Source organism: Rhodoferax sp. SPJ21, assembly GCF_058216335.1.
In genome coordinates, this window is the sequence record NZ_JBYZMO010000003.1 from 88,966 (window position 1) to 113,200 (window position 24,235).

At 64.8% G+C, this 24,235-nt stretch carries 20 protein-coding genes, 1 pseudogene and 1 riboswitch; of the genes and pseudogenes, 13 read left to right on the forward strand and 8 right to left on the reverse strand.

What is annotated here, in order from left to right; genetic code table 11:
- The first annotated feature begins 5 nt into the window (after window positions 1–5).
- Genes AC4BBN_RS15825 through AC4BBN_RS15845 form a run of 5 tightly spaced genes read left to right on the forward strand, consistent with a single transcriptional unit; the run spans window position 6 to window position 6,319 of the window.
- Window positions 6–1,862, forward strand: coding sequence for a GMC family oxidoreductase (locus tag AC4BBN_RS15825; protein ID WP_490592962.1), 1,857 nt, complete (start codon window positions 6–8; stop codon window positions 1,860–1,862).
- A gap of 34 nt (window positions 1,863–1,896) precedes the next feature.
- The gene (locus AC4BBN_RS15830; RefSeq protein WP_490592963.1) at window positions 1,897–2,328 is read left to right on the forward strand and encodes a hypothetical protein; all 432 of its coding nucleotides are present in this window, start codon (window positions 1,897–1,899) and stop codon (window positions 2,326–2,328) included.
- A gap of 9 nt (window positions 2,329–2,337) precedes the next feature.
- Window positions 2,338–3,627 (forward strand): hypothetical protein, encoded by a 1,290-nt coding sequence (locus AC4BBN_RS15835; protein ID WP_490592964.1) that lies wholly within the window; start codon window positions 2,338–2,340, stop codon window positions 3,625–3,627.
- Window positions 3,624–5,096 (forward strand): Dyp-type peroxidase, encoded by a 1,473-nt coding sequence (locus AC4BBN_RS15840; RefSeq protein ID WP_490592965.1) that lies wholly within the window; start codon window positions 3,624–3,626, stop codon window positions 5,094–5,096. The genes AC4BBN_RS15835 and AC4BBN_RS15840 overlap by 4 nt, the downstream gene beginning before the upstream one ends.
- Complete coding sequence (locus AC4BBN_RS15845; protein ID WP_490592966.1) at window positions 5,093–6,319, forward strand: catalase family protein; 1,227 nt, start codon at window positions 5,093–5,095, stop codon at window positions 6,317–6,319. The genes AC4BBN_RS15840 and AC4BBN_RS15845 overlap by 4 nt, the downstream gene beginning before the upstream one ends.
- Before the next feature lie 220 nt (window positions 6,320–6,539).
- Here the strand turns inward: AC4BBN_RS15845 and AC4BBN_RS15850 are convergent, their stop codons facing one another.
- The 4 genes and pseudogenes from AC4BBN_RS15850 to AC4BBN_RS15865 form a co-directional block, all read right to left on the reverse strand.
- Entirely contained in the window at window positions 6,540–7,037 is a 498-nt protein-coding gene (locus tag AC4BBN_RS15850) for a GNAT family N-acetyltransferase (protein WP_490592967.1), read from the reverse strand.
- A 223-nt stretch (window positions 7,038–7,260) separates the two neighbouring features.
- Window positions 7,261–7,980, reverse strand: a complete 720-nt coding sequence (locus tag AC4BBN_RS15855; protein ID WP_490592968.1) for an aldolase — start codon at window positions 7,978–7,980, stop codon at window positions 7,261–7,263.
- Window positions 7,981–8,213: 233 nt separating this feature from the next.
- A complete protein-coding gene (locus AC4BBN_RS15860; RefSeq protein ID WP_490592969.1) occupies window positions 8,214–9,737 on the reverse strand; it encodes a S53 family peptidase in 1,524 nt (507 codons plus the stop codon).
- A 66-nt stretch (window positions 9,738–9,803) separates the two neighbouring features.
- Window positions 9,804–9,895, reverse strand: a riboswitch (cyclic di-GMP riboswitch).
- 168 nt (window positions 9,896–10,063) lie between these two features.
- Window positions 10,064–10,301: pseudogene (locus AC4BBN_RS15865) on the reverse strand (methyl-accepting chemotaxis protein); the annotation flags it as partial.
- Between the two features lie 28 nt (window positions 10,302–10,329).
- On the opposite strand from AC4BBN_RS15865, the gene AC4BBN_RS15870 reads away from it, so the two are divergent.
- Window positions 10,330–11,121: a ParB N-terminal domain-containing protein gene (locus AC4BBN_RS15870; RefSeq protein WP_490592970.1), complete on the forward strand. Its 792-nt coding sequence runs from the start codon at window positions 10,330–10,332 to the stop codon at window positions 11,119–11,121.
- 76 nt (window positions 11,122–11,197) lie between these two features.
- Here the strand turns inward: AC4BBN_RS15870 and AC4BBN_RS15875 are convergent, their stop codons facing one another.
- Complete coding sequence (locus AC4BBN_RS15875) at window positions 11,198–12,127, reverse strand: LysR substrate-binding domain-containing protein (protein ID WP_490593639.1); 930 nt, start codon at window positions 12,125–12,127, stop codon at window positions 11,198–11,200.
- An 85-nt stretch (window positions 12,128–12,212) separates the two neighbouring features.
- Between AC4BBN_RS15875 and AC4BBN_RS15880 the strand changes: the two genes are divergently transcribed.
- Window positions 12,213–12,461, forward strand: a complete 249-nt coding sequence (locus AC4BBN_RS15880) for a hypothetical protein (RefSeq protein ID WP_490592971.1) — start codon at window positions 12,213–12,215, stop codon at window positions 12,459–12,461.
- Between the two features lie 81 nt (window positions 12,462–12,542).
- Here the strand turns inward: AC4BBN_RS15880 and AC4BBN_RS15885 are convergent, their stop codons facing one another.
- Both AC4BBN_RS15885 and AC4BBN_RS15890 read right to left on the reverse strand, forming a co-directional pair.
- Complete coding sequence (locus tag AC4BBN_RS15885; protein ID WP_490592972.1) at window positions 12,543–14,279, reverse strand: diguanylate cyclase domain-containing protein; 1,737 nt, start codon at window positions 14,277–14,279, stop codon at window positions 12,543–12,545.
- Between the two features lie 280 nt (window positions 14,280–14,559).
- Entirely contained in the window at window positions 14,560–15,468 is a 909-nt protein-coding gene (locus AC4BBN_RS15890; RefSeq protein ID WP_490592973.1) for an NAD(P)-dependent oxidoreductase, read from the reverse strand.
- Window positions 15,469–15,642: 174 nt separating this feature from the next.
- Between AC4BBN_RS15890 and AC4BBN_RS15895 the strand changes: the two genes are divergently transcribed.
- The 4 genes from AC4BBN_RS15895 (at window position 15,643) to AC4BBN_RS15910 (ending at window position 22,110) form a co-directional block, all read left to right on the forward strand.
- Complete coding sequence (locus tag AC4BBN_RS15895; RefSeq protein WP_490592974.1) at window positions 15,643–18,018, forward strand: putative bifunctional diguanylate cyclase/phosphodiesterase; 2,376 nt, start codon at window positions 15,643–15,645, stop codon at window positions 18,016–18,018.
- Window positions 18,019–18,257: 239 nt separating this feature from the next.
- Entirely contained in the window at window positions 18,258–18,956 is a 699-nt protein-coding gene (locus AC4BBN_RS15900; RefSeq protein WP_490592975.1) for a gluconate 2-dehydrogenase subunit 3 family protein, read from the forward strand.
- 8 nt (window positions 18,957–18,964) lie between these two features.
- Window positions 18,965–20,746 carry a GMC family oxidoreductase gene (locus tag AC4BBN_RS15905; RefSeq protein ID WP_490592976.1) on the forward strand — a complete coding sequence of 594 codons (1,782 nt, stop codon included), beginning with the start codon at window positions 18,965–18,967 and terminating at the stop codon, window positions 20,744–20,746.
- On the forward strand, window positions 20,746–22,110 hold the full coding sequence (locus AC4BBN_RS15910; RefSeq protein ID WP_490592977.1) for a c-type cytochrome: 1,365 nt from the start codon (window positions 20,746–20,748) through the stop codon (window positions 22,108–22,110). Before AC4BBN_RS15905 ends, AC4BBN_RS15910 begins: the two co-directional genes overlap by 1 nt.
- Window positions 22,111–22,196: 86 nt before the next feature.
- Here AC4BBN_RS15910 and AC4BBN_RS15915 read toward each other — a convergent pair whose 3' ends face one another.
- On the reverse strand, window positions 22,197–23,180 hold the full coding sequence (locus AC4BBN_RS15915) for an aldo/keto reductase (RefSeq protein WP_490592978.1): 984 nt from the start codon (window positions 23,178–23,180) through the stop codon (window positions 22,197–22,199).
- 270 nt (window positions 23,181–23,450) lie between these two features.
- On the opposite strand from AC4BBN_RS15915, the gene AC4BBN_RS15920 reads away from it, so the two are divergent.
- A complete protein-coding gene (locus AC4BBN_RS15920; protein WP_490592979.1) occupies window positions 23,451–23,819 on the forward strand; it encodes a TraR/DksA family transcriptional regulator in 369 nt (122 codons plus the stop codon).
- A 1-nt stretch (window position 23,820) separates the two neighbouring features.
- Window positions 23,821–24,210: a hypothetical protein gene (locus AC4BBN_RS15925; RefSeq protein WP_490592980.1), complete on the forward strand. Its 390-nt coding sequence runs from the start codon at window positions 23,821–23,823 to the stop codon at window positions 24,208–24,210.
- Window positions 24,211–24,235: the final 25 nt, after the last annotated feature.

The following is a 24,235-nucleotide window of genomic DNA, read 5'->3' on the forward strand; positions in this document are numbered from 1 at the left end:
CCCCAATGACCGATGCCGAAAGACGACCATGGGACTACATCATCGTCGGGTCGGGGGCAGGCGGCGGCACGCTGGCTGCCCGCCTGGTAGAGGCCGGCATGCGGGTTTTTTTGCTAGAGGCCGGCGGTGACCCGCGCACCAGCGCCGGGCCGGGCCTGCCCGATGATTACGACGTGCCCGCATTCCACAGCTTTGCCTGTGAGAACGAAGCCATGGCGTGGAACTTCCAGGTGCGCCACTACGGCGACGAAGCACGCCAGCTGCGCGACCCCAAGTACAACGCCAGCCACCAGGGCGTGCTCTACCCCCGCGCGGCCGGCCTGGGCGGCTGCACCGCGCATAACGCCATGATCTTCATGCGCCCGCACGATTCCGACTGGAACCACATCGCCGAGCTGACGGGCGACCGCAGCTGGCAGGCCCGCCCTATGCAGCGCTATGCCGAACGCGTGGAGTCCTGCCACCACCGCCCGCTTTGGCGCGCACTGCGCCACTTGGGCATCAACCCCACTGGCCACGGCTGGGATGGCTGGCTGCACACCGAACGCGCCATCCCGCTGGAAGCGCTGGGCGACGCACAAATGGTGCGCCTGGTGGCCCAGACCGCCCGCACGTTCACCGGCAGCCTGGCCCATCCGCTGCGCAGCGCCCTGCGCTGGCTGCGCGGCAAGGGCGACCCAAATGCGCGCCCCTGGGGCGGCGGCAGCTTTGAAGGCCTGTGCTACACCCCCACCAGCACGGTGCAGGCCAGCCGGTTCGGCACCCGCGAGCGTCTTTTACTGGTGGCGGCGCGGCACCCAGGCCAGTTGCACATCGAGCTGGATGCCCTGGCCACGCGGGTGCTACTGGGGCCCGATGGCAAGGCCGAAGGCGTGGAGTTCCTCAAGGGCGCGCGCCTGTACCGCGCACACAGCCAGGCCAGCAGCAGCCCTGGCCGACGCCAGCAGGTACGCGCTGCACGCGAAGTGGTGTTGTGCGGCGGGGCCTTCAATACGCCGCAGCTGCTGATGCTCTCCGGCATAGGCCCGGCAGACGAACTCAAGGCCCACGGCATTCCACTGAAGGTAGATTTGCCCGGTGTTGGGCGCAATCTGCAAGACCGCTACGAAGTGGCCATCACCCACCGCATGGCAAAACCCTGGCAGGCGCTGGCCGGCGCCCGTTTCGCGCGGGGCGACCCGCAGTGGCAGGAATGGCATGCCCGGCGCAGCGGCATGTACGCCACCAACGGGGCCGCTGTGGGCCTGGTGCGTCGCTCGTCCAGCCAGCAGCCCGAGCCGGACATCTTCTGCATGGCCCTGCCAGCGCGCTTCGAGGGCTATGCGCCGGGCTTCTCGCAGCTGATACGCCAGCACAGCGACAGGCTCACCTGGGCCGTGTTGAAGGCGCACACACTGAACCGCGCCGGCCGCATCAGCCTGCGCTCGGCCGACCCGCGCGACACGCCGCAGGTCAACTTCCACTACTTCGAAGAAGGCAGCGACACCCAGGGCAGCGACCTGCAAGCCGTGGTGCAGGCCATACGATTTATACGCGGCCTGACAGCGCCGCTGCTGGCCCGTGGCCTGATCGCCGAAGAATGCCTGCCCGGCCCCCAGGTGCAGACCGACGCCGCCCTGGCCGACTATGTGCGCAACACCGCCTGGGGCCACCACGCATCCTGCTCCTGCCCTATGGGTGCCGCGAAAGATGGCGGCGTGCTGGACAGCCGCTTTCGCGTGCACGGCACACAAGGGCTGCGGGTGGTGGACGCATCGGTGTTCCCGCGCATACCCGGTTTTTTCATCGCATCGGCGGTCTATATGGTGGGTGAAAAAGCCGCCGATGTGATCCTGCAAGACGCCGCGCAAGCGCCCACCTAGTTTTTTACAGCGGGCAACCGCATAAGGAGAGAGCATGGCCTACGACGTAAAACAACTGCTGGCAATGAGCCAAGTGCAGCTTGATGATTTGTTCCGGGCCAGCCCGGCCGGCGATATACCCAATGGCTCGGCCAACGGCACGGCCATCATCGCGCCCGGCACCAAGTACACCGAGAGCATTGCCCACCTGATCAATATGTTCGGCTGGCAAGGCAAGGTGTTTGACGCCGAAAAAGGCCTGCTGAAAAACAAGGTGCTGGTGTTCGGCTTCGAGGCCGTACTGGCCAAGGTCTACAAAGACAAGAGCTGGCTGGATGGGCAGGAATGCATCGTGCTGGACTACTCCGACACCTCGGTCATCGCCCACTACGTGCGCGACGAAATCCGCCTGATCGGCCCCAACTTCTACCTTGGCAAGGTGTATTGGGGCAAGGAACGGCTGATCGACTTCTGCCTGCAATTCTAAAAAGCCACCGTGACCCCACAGTCGCAATTCACCGTGGTGGCGCCGCTGGCCAGGGGGCGCGAGATCAGCTTGCGTACGCTGCTGGACAGCATGAACGCCACCCCCGGCATGGCAGATGCACACAACGCGGTGCTGCCATTCACCCGCTTCCAGCAGTTGCATTTCGCCCGCTTGGTTTTGCTAGACGACGCACTGCAGGTAGACCTGGAAACGCTGGGCCTGCCGCGCCCACGCCTGCCCACCTACCTGGCGTTCATGGGCGACTGCGACGGCACGGCCCACGACTGCCTGGCCGACCTGGTACAGCACGCGGGCGACGGGCTGCGGCGCATCTTCGCCCACTGCGCCGGCTTTGACGCCACCGCTGACCTGCTGGGCTGGATGCTGGCGCACGACCGCCCGATTGCGGCCCGCTACGTGAATTGGCTGGGGCGCAGCGTGCAGCAGATCCAGCAGGAAAGCGCGCTGCAGCGCTCCCTGTCGGCACGCCTGCCGCGCAACAGCACTGCCGATGCGCAAACCGTGCGGCGCGCACTGCAGTCGGTGGTGCAAACCGAGATACAGGCCGGCAGGCTTACGCTGACACCACCGCCGCCCACTCCGCTGGCCTGGTGTCTGGGCCAGCTACTGCATCTGCTGGCCGTGCCCCTGGCTGGGTTGGTGCTGCTGCCCCTGCTGGTGGTGCTGTCGCCCTGGCTGGTCTACCAGCTGCGCAGCCGCGAGGAAACCGATGTGGAAATCTGCCCCCGACCCGACCCGGCCGACCTGCAGGCACTGCAAGACCTGGAGGACTTCGACGCCAGCAACCAGTACACCGCGCTGGGCGCCGTCAAGCCCGGCCTGTTCCGCCGCTGGCTGGTGACGCTGCTACTGGTGCTGATCGACTACGCCTGCCGCCATGTGTTCACCCGCGGCCATCTGGCGCGGGTGCAGACCATCCACTTCGCGCGCTGGGTGTTTCTGGACGACAAAAGCCGCGTGCTCTTCACCAGCAACTACGACGGCAGCCACCAGGGCTATATGGACGACTTCATCAACAAAGTGGCCTGGGGCCTGAACCTGGTGTTCAGCAACGGCCTGGGCTGGCCGCGCACGCGCTGGCTGATCCTGGGTGGCGCGCAGCAGGAACAAGTCTTTAAGTACTACCAGCGCCGCCACCAGGTGCCCACCCAGGTCTGGTACAAGGCCTACCCGGGCCTGACCCTGGCCGACATGCAGCGCAACCAGCGCATCCGCGAAGGCCTGCAGCGCCCCCATATGACCGATGCCCAGGCCCTGACCTGGTTGAGGCTGCTATGAGCAACATCCGCCCCGCAGCGCCCGTAGAGCTGGAAGACATCCAGGGCCTGCTGCGCTTTGGTTACAAGCACCACAGCGAGGCCTGCTTTCTGCTGCTGCGCGTGAAGGACCCGGCCGCCGCCCGCGCCTGGCTGGCCAGCGCCCCCGTAACCAGTGCCGCGCCGGCCGAACCACCGCCGGCAACCGTACTGCAGATTGCCCTGGGCAGCGCTGGCCTGCGTGCACTGGGCGTTCCGGCAGCGGTGGTGGATGGGTTTTCCACCGAGTTCATCGCCGGCATGGGCGGTGACCCCAGCCGTTCCCGCCGCCTGGGCGACTTGGGCGCCAACGCGCCCAGCCAATGGGCATGGGGGGACGACGCAACGCTACCCCATGTGCTGGTATTGCTGTACGCCTTACCCGGTCAAATGGACGCCTGGCAAAGTGCGGTGGAAGCGCAATGCGCCGCTGGCTTCGACACCCTGGCCCGCCTGCGCTGCAGCGAGCGCGGCGACCATGAACCCTTCGGCTTCCTGGATGGCATCTCCCAGCCCCTGCTGGACTGGAGCCGCGACCGGCCGGTGCGCGATGCCGAGCAGCTGCACTACACCAACCTCAGCTGCCTGGGCGAATTCCTGCTGGGCTACCCCAATGAATACGGCGGCTACACCGACCGCCCCTTGCTCAGCCCGCAGCAAGATCCACAGGCCCTGCTGCCGCGTGCGGAAGACCTGCCCGACCAAGCCGACCTGGGCCGCAACGGCAGCTACCTGGTGCTGCGCCAGTTGGAGCAGGATGTGCAGGGCTTCTGGCAATGCCTGCATGCCCAAGCCGGCGGCGACTCCGCACGGCAGGAGCAACTGGCCGCCGCCATGCTGGGTCGCACGCGCGACGGCCAGCCGCTGCTGGCCAGCACGCCGGCCAGCGACCTGAATGCCTTCGACTACAGCAGCGACCCGCGCGGCACGCAATGCCCGCTGGGCGCGCATATTCGCCGCGCCAACCCGCGCAATGCCGACCTGCCGGCGGGCGCCCCCGGCCTGCTGCCCTGGCTTGCGCGCACCCTGGGGTTTGACGCCGCCGCGCTGGAGCAGGACCGTGTGCCCTCCACCCGCTTCCACCGCCTGCTACGGCGTGGCCGCGCCTATGGCCAGGACGGGCCGCCTGGTGAAACTCCTACCGGCCTGCACTTCATCTGCCTGGGCGCCAACATCGCCCGGCAGTTTGAATTCGTCCAGGGCGCGTGGCTGAACTCGCCGCATTTCGATGGCCTGCACGGCGAGAACGACCCGCTGCTGGGCAACCGCGCACCCGGGCTTGGCAGTGGCGTGGTGGATGGTTTTTCAATGCCCCAGGCCCAAGGGCCGGACCAGCGGCTCAGCGGCTTGCCGCAGTTCGTCACCGTGCGCGGCGGTGCCTACTTCTTTCTGCCCGGCATCCGCGCACTGCGCTACCTGGCGCAGATTGGTGAAGAGGGAGACACACGATGAATTCCAACACCAGCCGTCCGGTGCCGCGCGCCAATACCGGCTCGGCCGTGAAGAACTGGCTGTCTGATACCTCGCTGGCACTGATCCAGCTGGAACGCCGCTTCGACCCCTTCATCCGCCCCGCCTTTGACGCCCTGCTGCGCGACCCGCTGGCCCGGCTGACCACGGCGCTGATCAACGCCCAGCGGCCCAACGAAGGCCTAAAGATCGCTGAAGAAAAGCTGCTGCCCGGCGAGGAGGCATTTGTAGATTCCATCATCCAGAGCTTTCAGGAGCAGATGCGCGCGCTGTGGAAGCCCGGCGGCTTCGAGCGCGGTGGCAACACCAAGACCCAGGGCATTGTGCGCGCCGAGTTCATCGTGCACGACAACCTGCCCCCAGCGCTGCGCCACGGCATCTATGCCCAGCCCCGCAGCTACCCGGCCTGGGTGCGCTTCTCGGGCCCCGGGCCCTACATCACACCGGATATTGACGACGTAGGCTTCATGAGCATCAGCGTCAAGCTGATGGACGTGCCCGGCCCCAAGCTGATGGACGAGGAAAGGTTCACCCAGGACATGTTCGGCGTGTCGCCGCCCACCTTCGTCACGCCCGACGTCATGGCCAATGCCCAGCTGCAAAAGACCAGCCTGGAGAACGCGCAGATCTTCTATTTCCTGAACTTCCACCGCCCGCACATCCTGGACGCCATCATGCAAGGCCTGTGGACCAAGACGCAGAGCAGTCCGCTAGAGGCGCCCTACTTCAGCTGCGTGCCGTATTTGCTGGGCGAGGGCCAGGCCATGCAGTATTCGTTCTGGCCCAAGAGCACGCAGCGCACGCCCATACCCCGCCTGCCGCTACGCCCGCCGGACGACTACCTGCGCGCCGCCATGGCGCAAAGCCTTGCCATGGGCGATGTGGAGCTGGACGTGCGCCTGCAGCTGCAGACCGACCCGCACCTCATGCCGATTGAAAACGCTGGCGTGCTCTGGCCCGAGCGCCTGTCGCCCCGCATCAGCGCCGCCACGCTGCGCATCCCGCGTCAAAAGTTCGACTCACCGGCCCAAATGGAGTTTGCCAAGCGCCTGTCGTACAACCCCTGGCACAGCATCGCCGAGCACCGCCCCCTGGGCAACCAGAGCCGGGCCCGCAAGCGCATGTACTACGAGCTCTCCAAGCTACGCCACCAGATGAATGCAGTGCCGCACTTTGAGCCTACGGGCGATGAAAAATTTGAATGAAATATGCCTGATTAGGTACATGCCTCAGAACGCAACCACGCCGATGTCCCCCCCCGTTCGCCCTGAGCTGGTCGAAGGGCTTAGTTTGCAAGCCCTTCGACCAGCTCAGGGCGAACGGTTGTCGTGGTGTGTCTGAGGCAAGTAACTAATCAGGGAAATATGGCTCTGGCGCTTATAAAAACTGCGCAGGCAGCTGCATTATTGATAGCAAACGCTGCGTTTAGCCTAGCAGCTGCTTGAACATCACATAGGCGTCCACATAGCCGTGCTGCCGGTGCTGAAACGCACCAGGCAAGGTGCCCACGATGCGAAAGCCCAGCTTCTGCCACAGGCGCACCGCGCCCTCGTTGGTGGACACGACCAGGTTGAACTGCATGGCACGAAAGCCCAGGCGCAAGGCTTCGGCCTGGGAGTGCTCGCACATCAGCGACGCAATGCCCTGGCCGCGCGCCTGGGGCGACACGACGTAGCCGCAGTTGCAAACATGCGCGCCCAGCCCGGGCTGGTTGGGCTGCAGCTTGTAGGTGCTGATGACCGTGCCATCGTCCGCGCAAGCCACGTAGGTAGCCAACGGTGCATCGACCCAGATGGCACGGATCTCGGCCTCACTGCTTTCGGGGGCATAGGCATAGGTGTCGCCGCTGGCGAATGTGGTCTGCAACAAAGTCCAGACGCTGGGCCAGTCGGCGGGTTGGAAGGGGCGGATGGTGTGGGGCATGGTGGATCAACAGACTAAAGATGCACGGCGCAATAAATGGGACTGGCGCTGGCGTACGCAGCCAACGCGCCACTGGTTACCAATGATTTCAAACAACTCGCCTCGTACCGCAGGGTCTCCTATGAACTTGCCATACAACGGAGACATCTTGCGAATATACAAAGAGAAGTCCTTCACCACGGCAGCCCGTGCCGTGGCCACACGTTTCTCCATCACCAACGGTTTACACGGTACGCCGCAAGGCTTCAAAGAACAGCTCAGACTGCAAACGCTCACCCAGCGTCTGCTCGCACACGCGCCGGGCCAAGGCGGGGTCTACGGGCTGCAGCGCCCGGCCCGTGGATTGCGCCAGCACCTGGGCCATGCAGGCGCGCTCCAGGTAGTACAGGTCGTCGTAGGCATAGTCCATGCGCGCACCGCAAACCACCACGCCGTGGTTACCCAGGAAGGCTATCTCGGCACCCCGCATCACACCGGCAATACGCTCGCCTTCCGATGCGTCCAGCGCCAGGCCGTTGTATTCCGTATCCACCGCAACACGGCCATGGAAACGCATGGCTCCCTGCGACAGGCAGGTATCCAGCGCGCGGTCGCTGGTCAGTGTCAGTGCCGTGGCGTAAGGCATGTGGGTGTGCAGCACGCAGGCCTGGCCGCACAGGCGGTGGATGGCCGCGTGGATGAACATGGCGGTCGGCTCCACCGCGTGGCGCCCAGCCAGCTTGTTGCCCAGGGCGTCGATCATCACGATGTCGTCCGCGCCAACCTCGCTCCACAGCAGGCCGCGCGGGTTCAGCAAGAAGCGGCCAGACTGGTCGGGCAGCTCCACGCTGAAGTGGTTGCAAACGCCCTCGGCCAGGCCGTGGTGGGCGGCGGCGCGCAGGGCCAGGGCCAGGTCGGCGCGTAGTCGGCGGACCGTAGGCGATTCAAAATCCAGTGCTTGCATTGCAGCTTCTTTCAATCCAGGTCGGGAAAAACGAGGGTGGGTGTGGCCCAATCCAACCGGCCAGGCCGGTCGCCCCCTATTCTCCGCTGAGCACCGGCAGCAGTTGGTCGGCCCTTACATAAGAAACTAGCCCCTGGCGCAGGTACCGCCTGCGCAGGCAGCTATATCTTCAATAGCAATAAAAAAACCCACGGCATCCTAAGACACCGTGGGCTGAGCTCTACCGATGGGGTTTACTGTTTGATCGCGCTGAGGAAACCCAGCAGGGCCGTGCCGTTCGGGCTACCCAGACCAGTGCTGCTGTCGTAGCCAGTCGTGGCTTTGCAGGTAGTGCAGTTGCCGTTGGAGCCGCTGGTCACGTCCAGAAATGCCTGGGCGTACGAGGTGGCGCTGGGCAGCACGTTCAGGTACAGCGCGTTGTGCACACTGCTCAGAACCGGCAGGCTGGACAAGGCGCGTTGGGCGCTGGCAATGGCCAGCAAGCCAGCCCATTCGGGGGCTGCAATACTGGTGCCGCCACCGGACATGAAACCAAAAGCTCCCCCCGGCACGGTGATGCCCACGTACTGGCCGGTGTAAGGGTCGGAGTCGATGGCCACATCGGCCACGCGGCGTTTGGTGATGGTGGAAGACAAGGCCTTCTGGTAGGTCGGCACGGCGGTATAGGCGCTGGTGCCGCCGCCGGAGCCGGTCCACACCACTTCAGAACGGGTGCTGCCGTTGTAGGTCAACGTAGTACCGCCGGTGGCCAGCACCTTGGTGGACACGGCCGGCCAGTTCACCGCCACACCGGAGTCGCCAGTGGACGCGGTGTACTGCATGCCCGAGACCTGGAACAGGCTGTCCACAGATGCAGTCCACGAGCCTTCCAGCGCGCCAAAGCTCATGCTCACCACGCCCTTGCCCATGTTGTTGGCCACGGTAATGGCATTGGCCAGCGCCGACAGCGAAGACGATGCAGCCTCGATCAAGACAATGCGGGCCAAGGGCGCAATCGCATGTGCGGACTCCACGTCCATCGCGATCTCGGCCGCCCAGCTGGCGTTATAGGCCGGTGCAGTTGCCGTACGGCCACTGGTGGCGCCCGCATACACCACGCTGAAGGTGCAGCCGGCGGTTGTGCTGGCCGCAGCCAACGGCAGGCTGGCGGTTGCGGCGATGGTCACGCTGGTGCAGCCGGGCAGGTTCAGGCGGGAGCTGTAGGTATTCAGGTCCGAGAACGCATTCGGGTTGTGGTACGCGTCCACGATGTAGATGGTCTGGCCGGCGCCCAGGGCCGCACGCGCCGCAGCGGTGGACACCACGCCGGTGGCGCTGACCGCCGGCAATTTATAGGCCGCGCGGATCTGCGCCGGGGTGTAGACGGTGACGGTGGACGCAGCCCGCGAACTGATGGTGCCTGCGTTCTCTACCGCCAAGCGGCGCGCCACTACCGCCTCGGAAGCCACGGTTTCGGGCAGCAAACGGGCGGTGACCATGCCTTCCATGGCGGGCAGTACCGCCTCCGTGCGCACCACGTCCGGGTCACTGGGCACCAGGGACGGGTCGCTGATGTCTACCGGCGCGGTGTGGAAGGTAGGCAACACCTCGGTCGTCACGCTGGACAACGCCGCCACGGGGTCCGATTCTGCGGTGGCTGTCACGTCGCCGCCACCGCCACCGCCGCCGCAGGCGCTCAGCACCAGTAACGCCAGCAGGGAGAGGCCGCCGCCTGCGCAGCGTGCCGTGGAACGAGAAAAAGTAGAGGTTTTCAGCATGTCGTCACCTTAGAGTTAAAAAACAAAAGGGCGACAGTGCACAGAGAAGAGTTTGACGTCACTCTGTACGGCAACCCCGCTAGCATGGTGCTGGAACCCAGCACCGAAGCCCGGTGGCTTTGCGTCCCCGGCTTTCGCCAGGTTTGCCCCTGTCAGTTTTGCTTCACAGAAGCCGCATACTGACCGCGGCACCTGGGGGATTTCAAAGCCCCCGAAGTGCAAACGAAGTGTGTCAGAAAAATACCGCCATGGCAGCGGGCATTTGTCACACCAACCGGGATTTACACAGCCGTACACGCAGTATGCATCCCCAAAACCGGTGCGGCGCCCTGCCCGCCGGCGCGTGCAGCCTCTACGGCTGCATCCAGGGCCTGGATATTGGTCTGGAAGGCGATGCCATGGATGGCTGACGATGACTGCCAGTGTGTTGCTGCTTTCGTTGATGCCCTTCATGGTCTGGAGCAGCTGGCCAACCACATCGCCAGCACGCACAGCAACGCTAGAGGCGTTCAGCGCCAGCTGGTTCGCCTGTTGGGCGCTATCAGCCGGGCCTTTTACAATCGCGCCCTTTTTCCCCTGCTAGCGCTACAACATGAATATCACGGTCAACGACGAACTGCTTGCCTACATCGACCCGCTCACCTCTGAGGAGCACGCCGCGCTGGAGCGCAGCATCCTGGCCGAAGGCTGCCGCGACGCGCTGGTGCTGTGGGGCGATGTGCTGGTAGACGGCCACAACCGCTACGGCATCTGCCAAAAGCACAACCTGCCCTTCAACACCGTGCAGAACGCGGCCTTCAAGACTATCGACGACGTGCACCTGTGGATGATCGACCAGCACCTGGGCCGGCGCAGTGTGTCCGACTTCCAGCGCGGCGTGCTGGCCCTGCGTAAAAAAGACATCCTGGCTGGACGCGAGCAGCCCGCACCGGCCGAAGCAGTAGCCGACACCAGCGGCCCCGCGCCCTGGGAGGCGCCTGCCGAAGCCCCGGCCGCCCCTGCCGCCGAGCCCACGCTGACCCGCGAGGCCTTGGCCAAGGCCGCACGCGTCAGCAGCGCCACCATCAGCCAGATCGAGAAGATCCAGAAAACCGCCACGCCCGAGCTGGTGGCTGCGGTGAAGTCGGGCACCATCTCCATCAGCACTGCCGCCACCGTGGCCACGTTGCCCGCCGAGGAGCAGCTGGCCGCCGCCGCAGGTGGCAAGAAAGAGCTGCAGCAAGCCGCCCGCCAGGTGCGCGCGGCCAAGGCCGTGGAGCGCGAGGTGGAGCGTACCGAGCCCGATACGCCCGAAGGCATCATCGCCCGCCTGAAGCAAACCGTGGCCGAACTCACCGCAGAGAACGCCGCCCTGAAGGCGCATATCGCTGAACTAATGGCCTAAGCAGATACAAGCCAAAAATGGCTCTGGTGCAGGCAGAACCTGCGCCAGCAGCTATTGATTAAATAGCAAGCCCCAATCAGCCTGCAGGCGCCCGGGACTGCTGCAACAGCTTGGCGGCGATCTGCAACTCTGACCGCAACCATGCCTGGAAGGCCAGCAGCGGCGGCCAGTCTCGAAACTCGGGCGGGTACACCAGCCAATAAGCGTCGTAGGCCTCGGTAGCCAGGGCCAGGGGCGACAGCTGCACCAGCCGCCCGGCATGTAGCGCGTCGGCAGCCACCAGCTCACGGCCCAGCGCGATGCCCAGGCCCTGCTCGGTGGCCTGCAGCATCAGGCCCATATCGTTGAACACCGCCACCGGCTGGATACGGCAGGGGTGGCCCGCCAGCGCGAACCAGGCCTCCCAACACTCGCTGGTGCCCAGCAAAGGCTCGTGGACCCAGCTGGCCGGATCACTGCCAGCCAAGCGCTGGGCCATGGCCGGGCTGGCCACCACCACCTGCTGGGAGTCGATCAGGCGACTGCCCTCCAGCCCGCGCCACGGGCCCTTGCCCTGGCGCACCGCCGCGTGGAAGCCCTCGCGTGGCAGGTCCATGGCCTGCTGCGAGGTGTGCAGCTCCACCGCCATGCCGGGGTGCAAAGCACGCCAATGCGCCATGCGGGGCATCAGCCAGTGCTGGGCAAACGACGGCGATACCGTGATGCGCAAACGCTGCTCGGTGCCAGTGGAGGCCAGGGCTGCAGCGCGCATGCCCTCGTCGATCTGGGCCAGCGCAGGCTCCACCGCTTGCAGCAGCGCAGCCCCGGCGGCATTCAGCACCACGCGGCGGCCACGCCGGTCAAACAGCAAAAAGCCTAGTTGCTCCTCCAGCAAGCGGATTTGCTGGCTGACCGCACTGTGCGTCAGGTGCAGTTGCTCGCCCGCGGCACGCAGGTTGGACAGCGTGGCCACGGCACGAAAGGTGGGCAGGGTTTGCAGGGGAATGCGCGTCATGCTGGTAAGTATAAGCATCCAGCCTTGGCAGAAATGAGCGCTTTTACAGAATGTATTGGATGAATATGCTTACCAGCAATTCTTTTGAATGCCAGCCATGACGCTCTCCACCCTTGTACTGAAACGGCCGCAGGCCAAGCGCAACAACGCCAATTTACTGACCCGACTGTGGCAGCGCTGCACCCGCCGCAATCCGCCCCACGCGGCACCCCTGGGCGAGCTGGGCAACCACCTGCTGCGCGACATCCAAGCCCCGGGCCGCGTGCACGGGCAGGCACAGGAGCACAGCGAACTAGCCCGCTATGACAGGCAACAGGCGCGGCGTACGTCGGACTGGAATGTGTAGAAGGAAACAGGCTCTAGCGCATGTAAAACCTGCGCCATGCGCTATCAAAATAGGAGTCAAACCTGCATCCAGGCAGCGCGCCTAGTAAGTGGATGCCGGTTCGCCGTCCACTCCGAAAACCCGCACGCAGTCGCGCCCGCTGACCTTGGCGGCGTACATGGCGGCGTCGGCACTGCGCAACAGCTCGTCGGCGTCGGCACCCGCTGCGGGGTACAGCGCAATGCCGATGGATGCGCCCACCTGTAGCTGGTGGGACTCGATCTCCATGTCCTCTGCCACGCCATCCAGAATGCGATTGGCCAGGCCCATAGCACTCTCCAAGCCCTCCACCCGGTACTGCAGCACTGCAAACTCATCACCGCCCATGCGCGCCACCAGGTCGCCGTCGCGGACGATCTGCCGCATGCGCTGGGCTAGCAAAGCCAGCACCTTGTCGCCCACCGCATGGCCGTAGTTGTCGTTGATGGGCTTGAAGCGGTCGATGTCGATGAAGTGCACCGCAAAGCCGTTAGATCTAGCGCCGAACAGCTTGACGGCCTGGTTCAGCGCCTCCAGAAAGGCATCGCGGTTGACCAGCGAGGTCAGGCCGTCGTGCCGGGCCACATGGCGGATGCGCTCGTCGGCGCGCTTGCGCTCGGTGATGTCGGTGAAGGTGCGCAGCACGCCACCGCCCTGGATGGGCACGCTGTTGACCTCGATCACCCGGCCGTCCGGGCGCTTGCGGTCGTAGGAGTAGGGTCGGCTGAAGTCGCCCCCATTGCGCACGATCTCCACCAGCTCGGGCGGCACGTGGACAAACTCGCCGTGCGCAGCCTGGTAGGCGAACACCGCATCCAGGGTCGGGCGGCTGTCCATCAGTTCCTTGGGCAAACCCAGAAGCTCCTGGGCGCGCCGGTTGCAGACCACCACCACCCGCTCGGCGCTGATACGCATCACGCCTTGCAGCATGCACTCCAGGGTGGCCTCCAGCAGGGCCGACTTTTCCTGCAATATGGCTTCGCTGTCGCGGGCCCGGCGCTCGGCATCCAACAGCTGCTGTTGCTGGCGCTTGAGCAGGGTGATATCCATATGGGCAAAAAAACCCTTGCCGTCCAGGCTGCGCTGGGCGACGACGCGGCTCCAGCGCCCGTCTGGCAAAGGCACCTCGAAAGGTATGCCCTGGTAGCGTGTGCTTTCGACCAAGGTCAGCAAACCCTGCTGGAACAAGGCGCCATCTTGCGCTTCGTGCCCCTTCCATAGGTTGCGGTACAGGCTCTCCAAACGCAGGCCGACCGCCCCATGACGCCCAGACAAGCGGTACAGCAACACAAAAGGCTCGTTAACCCATTCGATGCGTTCGTCCGCACCGGTGACCATGATGCCGTCCGGCAGCTTGTCGAACAGGCCTGCTCCGTCAATAGACGGCGCATCGGCTGCGCCCAGGATGGACGTGCCCAGCCCGCCGGTATTCAGGTCGTGCGCACGCCAGATGCGGATGCGCCCCACCCCTTCCAAGGGTAGCGACGACACCCATAGGCGCACGCCCCGGTGCACGAACGAATACGAGCGCTGCTGCGCCCGGTGGCGCGCAATGCCTCGGGTGATGTAGTCGTCTATGGCTGGCAACTCCTCGGGCGGCAGGCGCACCTGGTAGAAGCGCCGCAGGTTGGCCGCATAGGGCTCGCCTGCATGGATGTAGGGCGCTTGTTCGGGGAAGAATTTGAGAAAGCTGCGGTTCCACAGCAAGGTGTTGTCGGCGCCGTCAAACACGCAGGTGGCGATGCCCAGGCCGTCCAGCGTGTCGGCCACCGTCTGCAGCAAGGGCAACACGCTAGCCATGTACCCACCCTGCGCCGATACCTAGCGCCGCGCGGGGGCGGCAACCCGGCTGCCTTGCGTGCAGCCTCTGGTGTAGCTTGCTTGTCTGGGCGCAACTGACACGCCGTCTGCGGTCTATTCTGCTCATGGCCAAAATGTACCCCAGTCGCCCCCACTTGCGCTGCGCGGGCTGCAAAGCCGGCCCACGCCGGCCCTCTGCATTTTTTAAGATAAAAATGCCGCTAGCGCACTTCCCACCTGCGCTAGCAGCTATCTCTTTAGTAGCAAAATGCTGCCCGCCTTATTTCGGCGCCAGGTCCACGCCGCTGAGCTTGGCGATGTACTCGGGCAGCATGGGCACATAGGCCTGGTCCCCACCGTTCTTCAAGGCCAGCGCAAACGAATTCTTGACCGCATTGCCCAGGCTGTTGGAGATGCCCGCCGCGTCGGCCATGGACTCCAGGTAGCGCAGGTCCTTGAAGGCGTTGTGCAGGGTGAACTTGTGGGCCTCCTTGTTGCCCTCCAGCACATAGCCCATGAAGGTCTGGTAGAAGCCGCAGTCCATGCGGCCGCCACGGATCACCGAGTCAAAGCGCTGCGGCCCTATGCCCACGGCCTGCGCCAGCGTCATGGCCTCGGAATACAGAGCGGCATAGCCCAGCGACAGAAAGTTATTGACCAGCTTCATGCGGTGCCCGTCGCCCGGCCCGCCAATGTGCACGATGCGCCCGGCCCAGGTGGCCAGCACCGGCTGGATGCGCGCGAAGGTGGCGTCATCGGCCCCCACCATGGTGTCCAGCGTACCGTCCCAGGCCTCTTTGGGCGTGCGGCTCAGAGGCGCATCCACCAGCGTGGCGCCCAGCGCGGCGATTTCGGCGGCCAGCGCCACAGTGGACACCGGGTCGGAGGTCGAGCAATCCACCACCACCGCGCCCGGTTGCAGGCCGCCCGCCAGGCCGTTCGGCCCGCGCAGCAGCGCCTCCACATCCTTTGAACCGGTCACGCACAAGAAAATAAGCGTTGCCTGGGCGGCCAGGGCGTGTGGGGACGCAGCCACCTGGGCGCCGCGCTGCTGCAAATCCTCCAGCGCGGCCGATGGGCGGCGGGCGTAGACAGTCAGCGCGTAGCCCTTGTCCACAATGTTCTTGGCCATGCCGTGGCCCATCAGGCCCAGGCCTATGAAGCCGATGTGCTCTCGCGTCTGTTCCATGGATGTCTCCCGTTTATCTAAGCAGGGTTTGTACCCCATCCAAACGCAGTCAGGTACTTGCCCAGGCCCGTTACACCAGTGTCACAATGTAAACAGCGCCGGAAATGCTGCCAACCGCTGCCATTTCCAGCACATGAACACCAAGGGATCGCCAGATCTCCAACGATGGCAAGCGTGACAGAACTGCATATCCGTAACGTGCTTGCACGTTTTCGCCGGTTCATGGCGCCATACGAGGCGGACGAGCCCCTGGCCGCCAGTTTCCGCGCCAAGCAACTCCAGGCCGTGCTGGGCCTGACCCCGTTGGCCATGCTGGTCAACCTGTTCAATGCCACCATCGTCATGTCCCGCATGCCCGCCCATGCGCAATGGCTGTGGGTCTGGTTCCTGGTGCTGCTGGTATTTGCCGCCCAGGGCCTGCGGGCCTGGTACCGCACACGCGACCGTCCACCCCGCCCCCACGCCTCTCTGAAAGCGATGCGGCGTGCAGTGCGCCACGCTGCGGGGCTGGGTGCTTTGTGGGGGCTACTGCCCGCGCTGCTGCTGCCCGGGGCAGCGCCACAAGACCAGCACATGCTGACCATGATTTCCTGCGGCATGGTCTGCGCAGGTGGCTTTGCCCTGGTGACCGTGCCCGCAGCGGCGATGTCGTATGTAGGCATACTGACTCTGGGTTCTGCCATCGGCCTGCTGCGCGTAGCGCTGCCGGGCGCGCATGTGTTGCTCTGCCTGCTGCTGGTGTATAGCCTGGTGGTGGTTGCCTCGGTGCGGGTCATGGCCCGGTCGTACGGATCGCGCCTAGTGGCGGAGGCCGACGCCGCCCACAAGGAGCAGATCGTCGGGCTGCTGCTGCGTGACTTCGAGGAAAACTCCAGCGACTTTCTGTGGGAGCTGTCGTACAGCGGGCAGTTGGGCCATTCCTCCAACCGGCTGGCCAAGGCCCTGCAATTCGATCCACACCAAGACTCTGACAAAAACCTGGTTGCACTGATAGCGCGCACCCAGGCCGCGCACCCCCGGGGGGCCGACGATAGCGCCCAGTACCTGGAAAAACTACAGCAGGCGCTGGCTACGCCCCTGCCCTTTCGCGACGTGGTCGTGCCGGTCATGCTCAACGGCAAGCAGCGCTGGTGGGCGCTCACCGCCAAGCCTGTATTCCTGCTTGGCCCGGCAGGCCAGGCCGACTACAAGCAGTACGGCTGGCGCGGCGTGGGCGCCGACATTACCGACCGCAAGCATGCCGAAGACGAAATGCACCGCCTGGCGCATTTCGACGCACTCACCGGACTGGCCAACCGCCGCCATTTCCAGCACCGCTTGCAGCAACTATGTAGCCAAGACGGCGGCAACCCCGGCAGTGCAGCCCTGCTGTGCATAGACATGGACAACTTCAAGCGCGTCAACGACGCCCACGGCCATGCCAACGGCGACCTGCTGCTGAAAACCGTAGCCCAGCGCATGGTTGGCGCCATCCGGGCCCGCGACCTGGTGGCCCGCCTGGGCGGGGACGAGTTCGCCATCTTGCTCGACGGCATCGCCCAGCCAGACGAGGTGCGCCTGTTCACCGAACGCCTGATGCAAAACATAGAGCAGCCCTGCAACCTGTCCGGCATAGGTTGCACGCCGCACACCAGCATAGGCATCGCCCTGCTGCCGCAGGATGGCCGGCACGCCGACGAAATACTCCACCACGCCGACCTAGCGCTGTACGAGGCCAAGGCCCGTGGCCGGCGGCAGGCCCATTTCTTCTCACCCGCTTTGGACGAGAAGTCCCGCCGCCGCATAGCGCTGGAAGACGATCTGCGTCACGCCTTGCAGCAGGGCAATCTGAACCTGGTGTACCAACCCCAGGTCTCGCTCACCGGCCAGCACATGACCGGCGTGGAAGCCCTGCTGCGCTGGACCAGCACGCGATTTGGCAGCGTCTCGCCGGCAGAATTCATCCCCATCGCCGAAGAAGCCGGGCTGATCTGCGACATCGGCCTGTGGGTGCTGCAAACCGCCTGCCAGGCGGCCCGCCAGCTGCCTGATGCGCTGCTGATGGCTGTCAACCTGTCGGCCAGGCAGTTTGACGACGCACTGCTGGTGGACAAGATACTGGCCGTACTGGAAAAAACCGGCCTGGACCCGCAGCGGCTGGAGCTGGAGATCACCGAATCGGTCTTTCTGGCCGACACCGACGACGTGCTGGCCGCCCTGCACCGGCTGCGCAGCGCCGGCATACGCATCGCGCTGGATGACTTCGGCACCGGCTACTCCTCACTGGCCTATCTGCGCAGCTTCCCGTTCAACAAGCTGAAGATCGACCGCTCCTTCGTCATGCACATTGGCGACAGCACGGAGTCAGACGCCATCGTGCGCTCGGTGATCGACCTGGCCAGCGGCCTGCACATGGTCACCACGGCCGAAGGCATAGAAACCGCCGAGCAATGCCAGCGCCTGACACAGCTGGCCTGCACCACCGGCCAGGGTTACTACTTTGCCCGCCCGCTGGGCCTGGACGCGGTGCTGGAGCGGCTGGCGCAACCTACCCAGCACATCAGTAGCTGAGCGCCAGCAACAAGCCGGGCGGTTGCATCATGACCCGCTACACCCCGACCCGTTACAAAACAGCACAACAAAAATAGGCCTGCCGCGCATAATTCTCCAGCGCCAGCAGCTATTTTTATCATAGCAACTGAACCAGTATCGGTGTGCACACCAACACACACGCCGACCGCCGACGGGACATCTACCGTGGCCCCACAGGCAAAGGTGCTTCCCCCACGGGCACCGTACCAGGACCCGCTATGAAGACGATTGGCATTTCCGCCTCGCGGCGCCGCTTTTTGCGCGGCGCGGTCAAAACCGCACCGGCACTGGCAACCCTGGGCAGCACACTCGGTCTGGCCAGCTCTGCCCCCAGGGGCAGCAGCCCTGCCAGCTACAGCCCAGGCTATTTCACCCCGCAAGAATGGCAGCTGCTGTCGGCCCTGGTGGAGCGCCTGATTCCAGCCGATGCCGCCGGCCCCAGCGCCACAGAGGCCGGTGTGCCCGAGTTCATCGACCGGCAGATGGCCCAGCCCTACGGCTTTGGCGCGCTATGGTTCATGCAGGCACCATTTGTGCCGACCGCTGCCGATGAATTCGGCTACCAGCTGGCGCAGAGCCCGCGCGAGCTATACCGGCAAGCGCTGGCTGCACTGGCGCAGGCGATGCAACAACTACACGGCAAGCCTTTCACCGGGCTTGCCCCAGCGCAGCAGGACGCAGTGCTCACCGCATTGGAAGCCGGCACGCTGGCCATAGGCACGGTGCCGCCCAAGGCCTTCTTCGCGCAGCTGCTGACCAACACACGCGAGGGCTACTTCTGCGACCCCAAGCACGGTGGCAACAAGAACATGGCGGCCTGGAAGATGGTCGGCTTTCCGGGTGCACGCGGCGACTACATCGACTGGGTAGACCAGTACGCCACCAAGTACCCGCTGCCGCCGGTGTCCAGTTCCTGAAGGCCGCTATGAGCGACAGCATTAAAAAACCCGCAGTCGATGTCGTCATCGTCGGCTTTGGCTGGACCGGCGCCATCATGGCCAAAGAACTCACCGAGGCCGGCCTGAAAGTCGTGGCCCTGGAGCGCGGCCCCTACCGCGACACCTACCCCGACGGCATCTACCCGACGACCCTGGACGAGCTGACCTTTGTGCAGCGCGGCAAGCTGTTCCAGAACATGGCCAAAAGCTCATTCACCTTTCGCCACGGCGTGGCGGATGTGGCCGTGCCGTACCGGCAGATCGGCGCCTTCAAGCCCGGCGAAGGCGTGGGTGGCGCCGGCCTGCACTGGTCCGGCCAGCACTGGCGCGTAACGCCTGAAGAGCTGCAGCTAAAGACCCACTACACCCAGCGCTATGGCAAGAACTTCATCCCCGACGGCATGACGATCCAGGACTTCGGCGTCAGCTACGCCGAGCTGGAGCCCCACTTCGACTTTGTCGAGAAAGTCTTTGGCACATCCGGCCGCGCCTACAAGGTCAAGGGCCAGGTGGTCGGCGAAGGCAATGTGTTCGAGGCCGACCGCTCCGACCACTTTCCGCTGCCGCCGCAGAAAGTGCCCTACACCGCCAGCCTGTTCATGCAGGCGGCCAAAGACGTGGGCCTGCATCCGTTCGTCAGTGCCTCGTCCAACGCCTCCGGCCCGTACACCAACCCCTATGGCTGCCAGATGGGGCCGTGCAATTTCTGCGGCTTCTGCTCGGGCTTTGCCTGCTACAACTACTCCAAGGCTTCGCCGAATGTGAACATCATGCCGGCGCTGCGGCAGGTGGCGAATTTCGAGCTGCGCGCCGACGCGAACGTGCTGCGCATCAACCTGGATGCCAGCGGCAAGCGCGCCACCGGCGTCACCTATGTAGACGCCGCCGGCAAGAGCTTCGAGCAGCCCGCCGACCTGGTGATAGCCAGCACCTTTGCCTACAACAACGCCCGGCTGTTTTTGCTCTCCGGCATCGGCAAAGCCTATGACCCGGTGAGTGGCGAAGGCGTGGTGGGCCGCAACATCGCCTACCAGATGATGTCCACGGTGCAGATGTTCTTCCCGCCAGGCACCAACACCAACCCCTTCATCGGCGCTGGCGGCACGGGCGTAGCGGTGGACGACTACAACGCCGACAACTTCGACCACGGCCCGCTGGGCTTTGTAGGCGGCGCGCCGGCCTGGTGCAACCCGGCCGGCGTGAAGCCCATCGGAGGCATACCGGTGCCCACCGACACGCCGAACTGGGGCGCCGGCTGGAAGAAGGCGGTGAAAGACAACTACCTCAACACCGTGTCCTTCGACGTGCACGGAGCCAACATGGTCTACCGCGACTGCTATGTGGACCTGGACCCGACCTACACCGACCACTACGGCCAGGCGCTGATGCGCTTCACCTTCGACTGGAAAGACAACGACATCAAGATGAGCCGCTACGTCACCGGCGAGATGCTGAAAGTGGCCAAGGCGATGAACCCACACTCCATCAAGGTCAGCCAGAAGAACTTTGGCGACCACCTGGACCTGCGCGCCTACCAGACCACCCACTGGGCTGGCGGCGTAGCCATGGGCGAAGACCGCCGAACCAGCGTACTGAACCGCTACCTACAAAGCTGGGACGTGCCGAATGTGTTTGCCGTCGGCTCCGGCGTGTTTCCTGTGGGCATAGGCTACAACCCAACCGGCCTGGCCACCGCCCTGACCTACTGGGCGGCCAAGGCGATACGCGAGCAGTACCTGAAAGACCCCCGCCCCGTGGTGGACGCATGATGGCCCACACCACCCTGCTCCAAGCCACAGCGATGGCTGTGGCGCTCAGCGCAGGTGCAGTGCAGGCTGCTGCCCCTGTCGATGCGGAACTGGTTGCCAAGGGCGCCTATCTGGCCCGCGCTGGCGACTGCATCGCCTGCCACAGCGCCACGCCGGACAAGCCGTTTGCCGGTGGCTTGCCGATGGTCACGCCCATAGGTACGATCTACTCCACCAACATCACACCCGACAAGACTGCAGGCATCGGCAGCTGGAGCTATGAAGACTTCGCCAAGCTGATGCGCACCGGCGTCACCAAGGCCGGCTACACCGTCTACCCGGCCATGCCATACCCCTCGTTTTCGCGGCTAGGCGAAGACGATATGCAGGCGATGTACGCCTACTTTATGCACGGCGTGCAGCCCGACCCCACGCCGAACAAAAAGGCCGACATCCCCTGGCCGCTGTCGATGCGCTTCCAGCTGGCACTGTGGCGCATGGTGTTTGCGCCCGCGCCTGCCCCCATGAGCGTGCCGCAGAGCCCGCAGTCGAGTCTGCTGCGCGGCGCCTACCTGGTGCAGGGCCTGGGCCATTGCGGCGCCTGCCACACGGCGCGCGGCGTGGCCTTTCAGGAAAAGGCGCTGAACGATACCGGCAACAGCATCTACCTAGCCGGCGGCGGCGCGGTTGACGGCTGGGTTCCACCATCGCTACGCAACAGCCACGGCGGCGGCCTGGCGCGGTGGAGCGAACGCGACATCGTGGACTTTCTGAAAACCGGGCGCAGCCAGCGCAGTGCCTCGTTTGGCGGCATGAACGACGTGGTGGCGCACTCCACCCAGCACCTGACCGACGCCGACCTGACCAGCATCGCGCTGTATCTCAAGTCCCTGCCCACCGGCACGCCCGAGCCAGCACCGTATGTGGCCGACCCGCGCGTGGCGCAGGAGCTGCATAGCGGCGTGGTGAACAGCCGTGGCGCACAAATCTACCTGGACCGCTGCGCCGGCTGCCACCGCTCCAACGGCGAGGGCGCTGCCAAAACATTCCCGGCGCTGGCCGGCAATGCGCTGCTGCAGACTGCGGACGCCTCAAGCAGCATCAAGATCGTGCTGTCCGGCAGCGCCATGCCCGCCACGCAGACAGCGCCCTCGGCCCTCACCATGGCGCCGTACGCCGGGCTGCTCAGCGATGCCGACATTGCCGAAGTCGTCAGCTTCATCCAGACCAGCTGGGGCAACCAGGGTGGCGTGGCCACAGCGGGCCAAGTGGCGGCCCTGCGCAAGACGTCGCCGCCCGTGCAAGCAGCGACCGTGACCACGTTTGCGCCGGGCCGGCCGGACGCCTTGGCCCCGCGCCCAGCGGCCAGCGGTGCTGTGCCTTAGGAAATCAAAGAAAATTGGGCTCTCGCGCAGATAGCACCTGCGCCAGCAGCTATTTTTTTAATAGCAAGTGCAGAAGACGCCAAGCCTTACCAGCGCTGGTGCACCAGCGGCTTGGCAAAGCGCTCGTATACGCCCGCGATGGCCTGCATGGTGCTGTCGGTCAGCGGCGGCAGGTCGGCTGCGGCCACGTTGTCGGCCACCTGGGTGGCGCGCTTGCCACCGGGGATGGAGCAAGTCACCGCCGGGTGCATCTGGATCCAGCGCAGCGCCATCTGCGGCATGCTTTGGCCCTGGGGCACCAGCGGGCGCAGGGCGTCCACGGCTTGCAGGCCCACGTTGTAGTCCAGGCCAGAGAAGGTTTCGCCCTTGTCGAAGGCTGCACCCTCGCGGTTGAACTGGCGGTGGTCGTCGGCCGCAAACGTGCTGTCCTTGCTCAGCTTGCCACTCAGCAGACCGCTGGACAGCGGCAGCCGCGCCAGAATGCCCACGCCGCGTTTTTGCGTTTGCTCGAACAGCAGCTCGGCCGGGCGCTGGCGGAAGATGTTGTAGATGATCTGCACAGACTGCACGCCGGGGAATTCGATCGCCTTCAGCGCCTCTTCCACCTTCTCCACGCTCACGCCGTAGTGGCGCAGCTTGCCGGCCTTCACCAGGTCGTCCAGCACGCCAAACACTTCGGGCATGTAGAACACCTCGGTTGGCGGGCAGTGCAGCTGCAGCAGGTCCAGCGCTTCGGTGTTCAGGTTCACCAGACTGCGCTCGACAAAGGCGGTCAGGTTTTCGCGGTTGTAGCCAGCCGCCACATGCGGGCTCAGGCGGCGCCCGGCCTTGGTGGCGATGTAAAAGGGTTCGCTGCGCTCACGCTTGAGCTGGGCCAGCAGCCGCTCACTGCGGCCATCGCCATACACGTCGGCGCTGTCGAAGAAGTTCACGCCCATGTCCAGCGCTTTGTGCAGCGCACCCATGGACTCTGCGTCATCCACATCGCCCCAGGTGCCGCCAATGGCCCAGGCGCCGAAGCTGACGGTCGAAATATTCCAGCCGGTGCGGCCGAGAGGACGGTATTGCAAGATGGGTCTCCTTGTTGTTCAGGGCGGTAAGTATCGCACCCGGGGCACTTTAGTGCGACGCTATAACAATACGCCCTAAAACCCATTTTGCGTAGGCAGCTACTGCGCAAGTAGCTACGTTTTAAATAGCACTTCCGGCAAGGAGCAGATATGCCCATCGCCCGCTATGGGGTCTAACGAACAGACATGGCGGCGCTTTTGCCCTACCTTGATCTACATCAGTGTGCCCACCTGGGCATGCGAGGAACATCAGGACCAAGGAGCCACACCATGCAACACCTCACACCTGAACAACGCGCCATGCTAGACCACGCCTTGCAAGCGCGGCGGCGGGCGCTGGAAGTAGAACTGGCAGAGCACCGGCAAGACCTCGCCGAGCTGGCCCCGCAACTGGCAGAACGCCCGCAAAACAGCAGCGCCTACCCGGCCAACGCAAATGAGCGCGAAGTAGAAGCCGCACTGTCCGATATGGACTCGGCAGAACTGGCTGCAGTGCGCCGCGCCCAACAGCATCTGCACGACGACAACTTCGGCATGTGCGTGGATTGCGCCAAACCCATCCCGTTTGCACGTTTGCTGATCGAGCCCGAAGCCCTGCGCTGCGTGGCCTGTGCCTCCATTTTTGAAAGGAAACTTTGATATGCCACTCTTCCACGCTGTCGTTCTAACCGACCACCAATCCGCCCTGGTAGTGCAATTTGATGCCGAGCAGGTGCTGTCACAGCGCATCCAGGCCCACAAACACCCCACCGCCCAGCACAACAGCGCGGTACGCACCGAGCACGAGTTCTTCGGCGAAGTCTGCGACGCGCTGCAGGGCATCCAGCAGGCGCTCATCACCGGCTCACACACCGCCACCGCCGACTTCAAGCACTACGCCGAAAAGCACCGGCCCCTTATCGCCCCGCAGATCGTCGGCTACGAAGTGGTAGACCACCCTACCGAGAACCAGCTGGTGGCGATGGCCCGCGTAGCGTTTGATAAACACAATCTGATGGATGGCATTCCGACTGCCGGCCGACCTGCCTGATGCCTCGGCTGCAGAATTCAACACA

Excerpts from the sequence above, each read along its gene's own strand:
- AC4BBN_RS15825 (WP_490592962.1), top strand. The coding sequence starts at position 6 with ATGACCGATGCCGAAAGACGACCATGGGACTACATCATCGTCGGGTCG.
- AC4BBN_RS15830 (WP_490592963.1), top strand. The coding sequence starts at position 1,897 with ATGGCCTACGACGTAAAACAACTGCTGGCAATGAGCCAAGTGCAGCTT.
- AC4BBN_RS15840 (WP_490592965.1), top strand. The coding sequence starts at position 3,624 with ATGAGCAACATCCGCCCCGCAGCGCCCGTAGAGCTGGAAGACATCCAG.
- AC4BBN_RS15845 (WP_490592966.1), top strand. The coding sequence starts at position 5,093 with ATGAATTCCAACACCAGCCGTCCGGTGCCGCGCGCCAATACCGGCTCG.
- AC4BBN_RS15850 (WP_490592967.1), bottom strand. The coding sequence starts at position 7,037 with ATGCCCCACACCATCCGCCCCTTCCAACCCGCCGACTGGCCCAGCGTC.
- AC4BBN_RS15855 (WP_490592968.1), bottom strand. The coding sequence starts at position 7,980 with ATGCAAGCACTGGATTTTGAATCGCCTACGGTCCGCCGACTACGCGCC.
- AC4BBN_RS15860 (WP_490592969.1), bottom strand. The coding sequence starts at position 9,737 with ATGCTGAAAACCTCTACTTTTTCTCGTTCCACGGCACGCTGCGCAGGC.
- AC4BBN_RS15870 (WP_490592970.1), top strand. The coding sequence starts at position 10,330 with ATGAATATCACGGTCAACGACGAACTGCTTGCCTACATCGACCCGCTC.
- AC4BBN_RS15880 (WP_490592971.1), top strand. The coding sequence starts at position 12,213 with ATGACGCTCTCCACCCTTGTACTGAAACGGCCGCAGGCCAAGCGCAAC.
- AC4BBN_RS15885 (WP_490592972.1), bottom strand. The coding sequence starts at position 14,279 with ATGGCTAGCGTGTTGCCCTTGCTGCAGACGGTGGCCGACACGCTGGAC.
- AC4BBN_RS15890 (WP_490592973.1), bottom strand. The coding sequence starts at position 15,468 with ATGGAACAGACGCGAGAGCACATCGGCTTCATAGGCCTGGGCCTGATG.
- AC4BBN_RS15900 (WP_490592975.1), top strand. The coding sequence starts at position 18,258 with ATGAAGACGATTGGCATTTCCGCCTCGCGGCGCCGCTTTTTGCGCGGC.
- AC4BBN_RS15905 (WP_490592976.1), top strand. The coding sequence starts at position 18,965 with ATGAGCGACAGCATTAAAAAACCCGCAGTCGATGTCGTCATCGTCGGC.
- AC4BBN_RS15910 (WP_490592977.1), top strand. The coding sequence starts at position 20,746 with ATGGCCCACACCACCCTGCTCCAAGCCACAGCGATGGCTGTGGCGCTC.
- AC4BBN_RS15920 (WP_490592979.1), top strand. The coding sequence starts at position 23,451 with ATGCAACACCTCACACCTGAACAACGCGCCATGCTAGACCACGCCTTG.
- AC4BBN_RS15925 (WP_490592980.1), top strand. The coding sequence starts at position 23,821 with ATGCCACTCTTCCACGCTGTCGTTCTAACCGACCACCAATCCGCCCTG.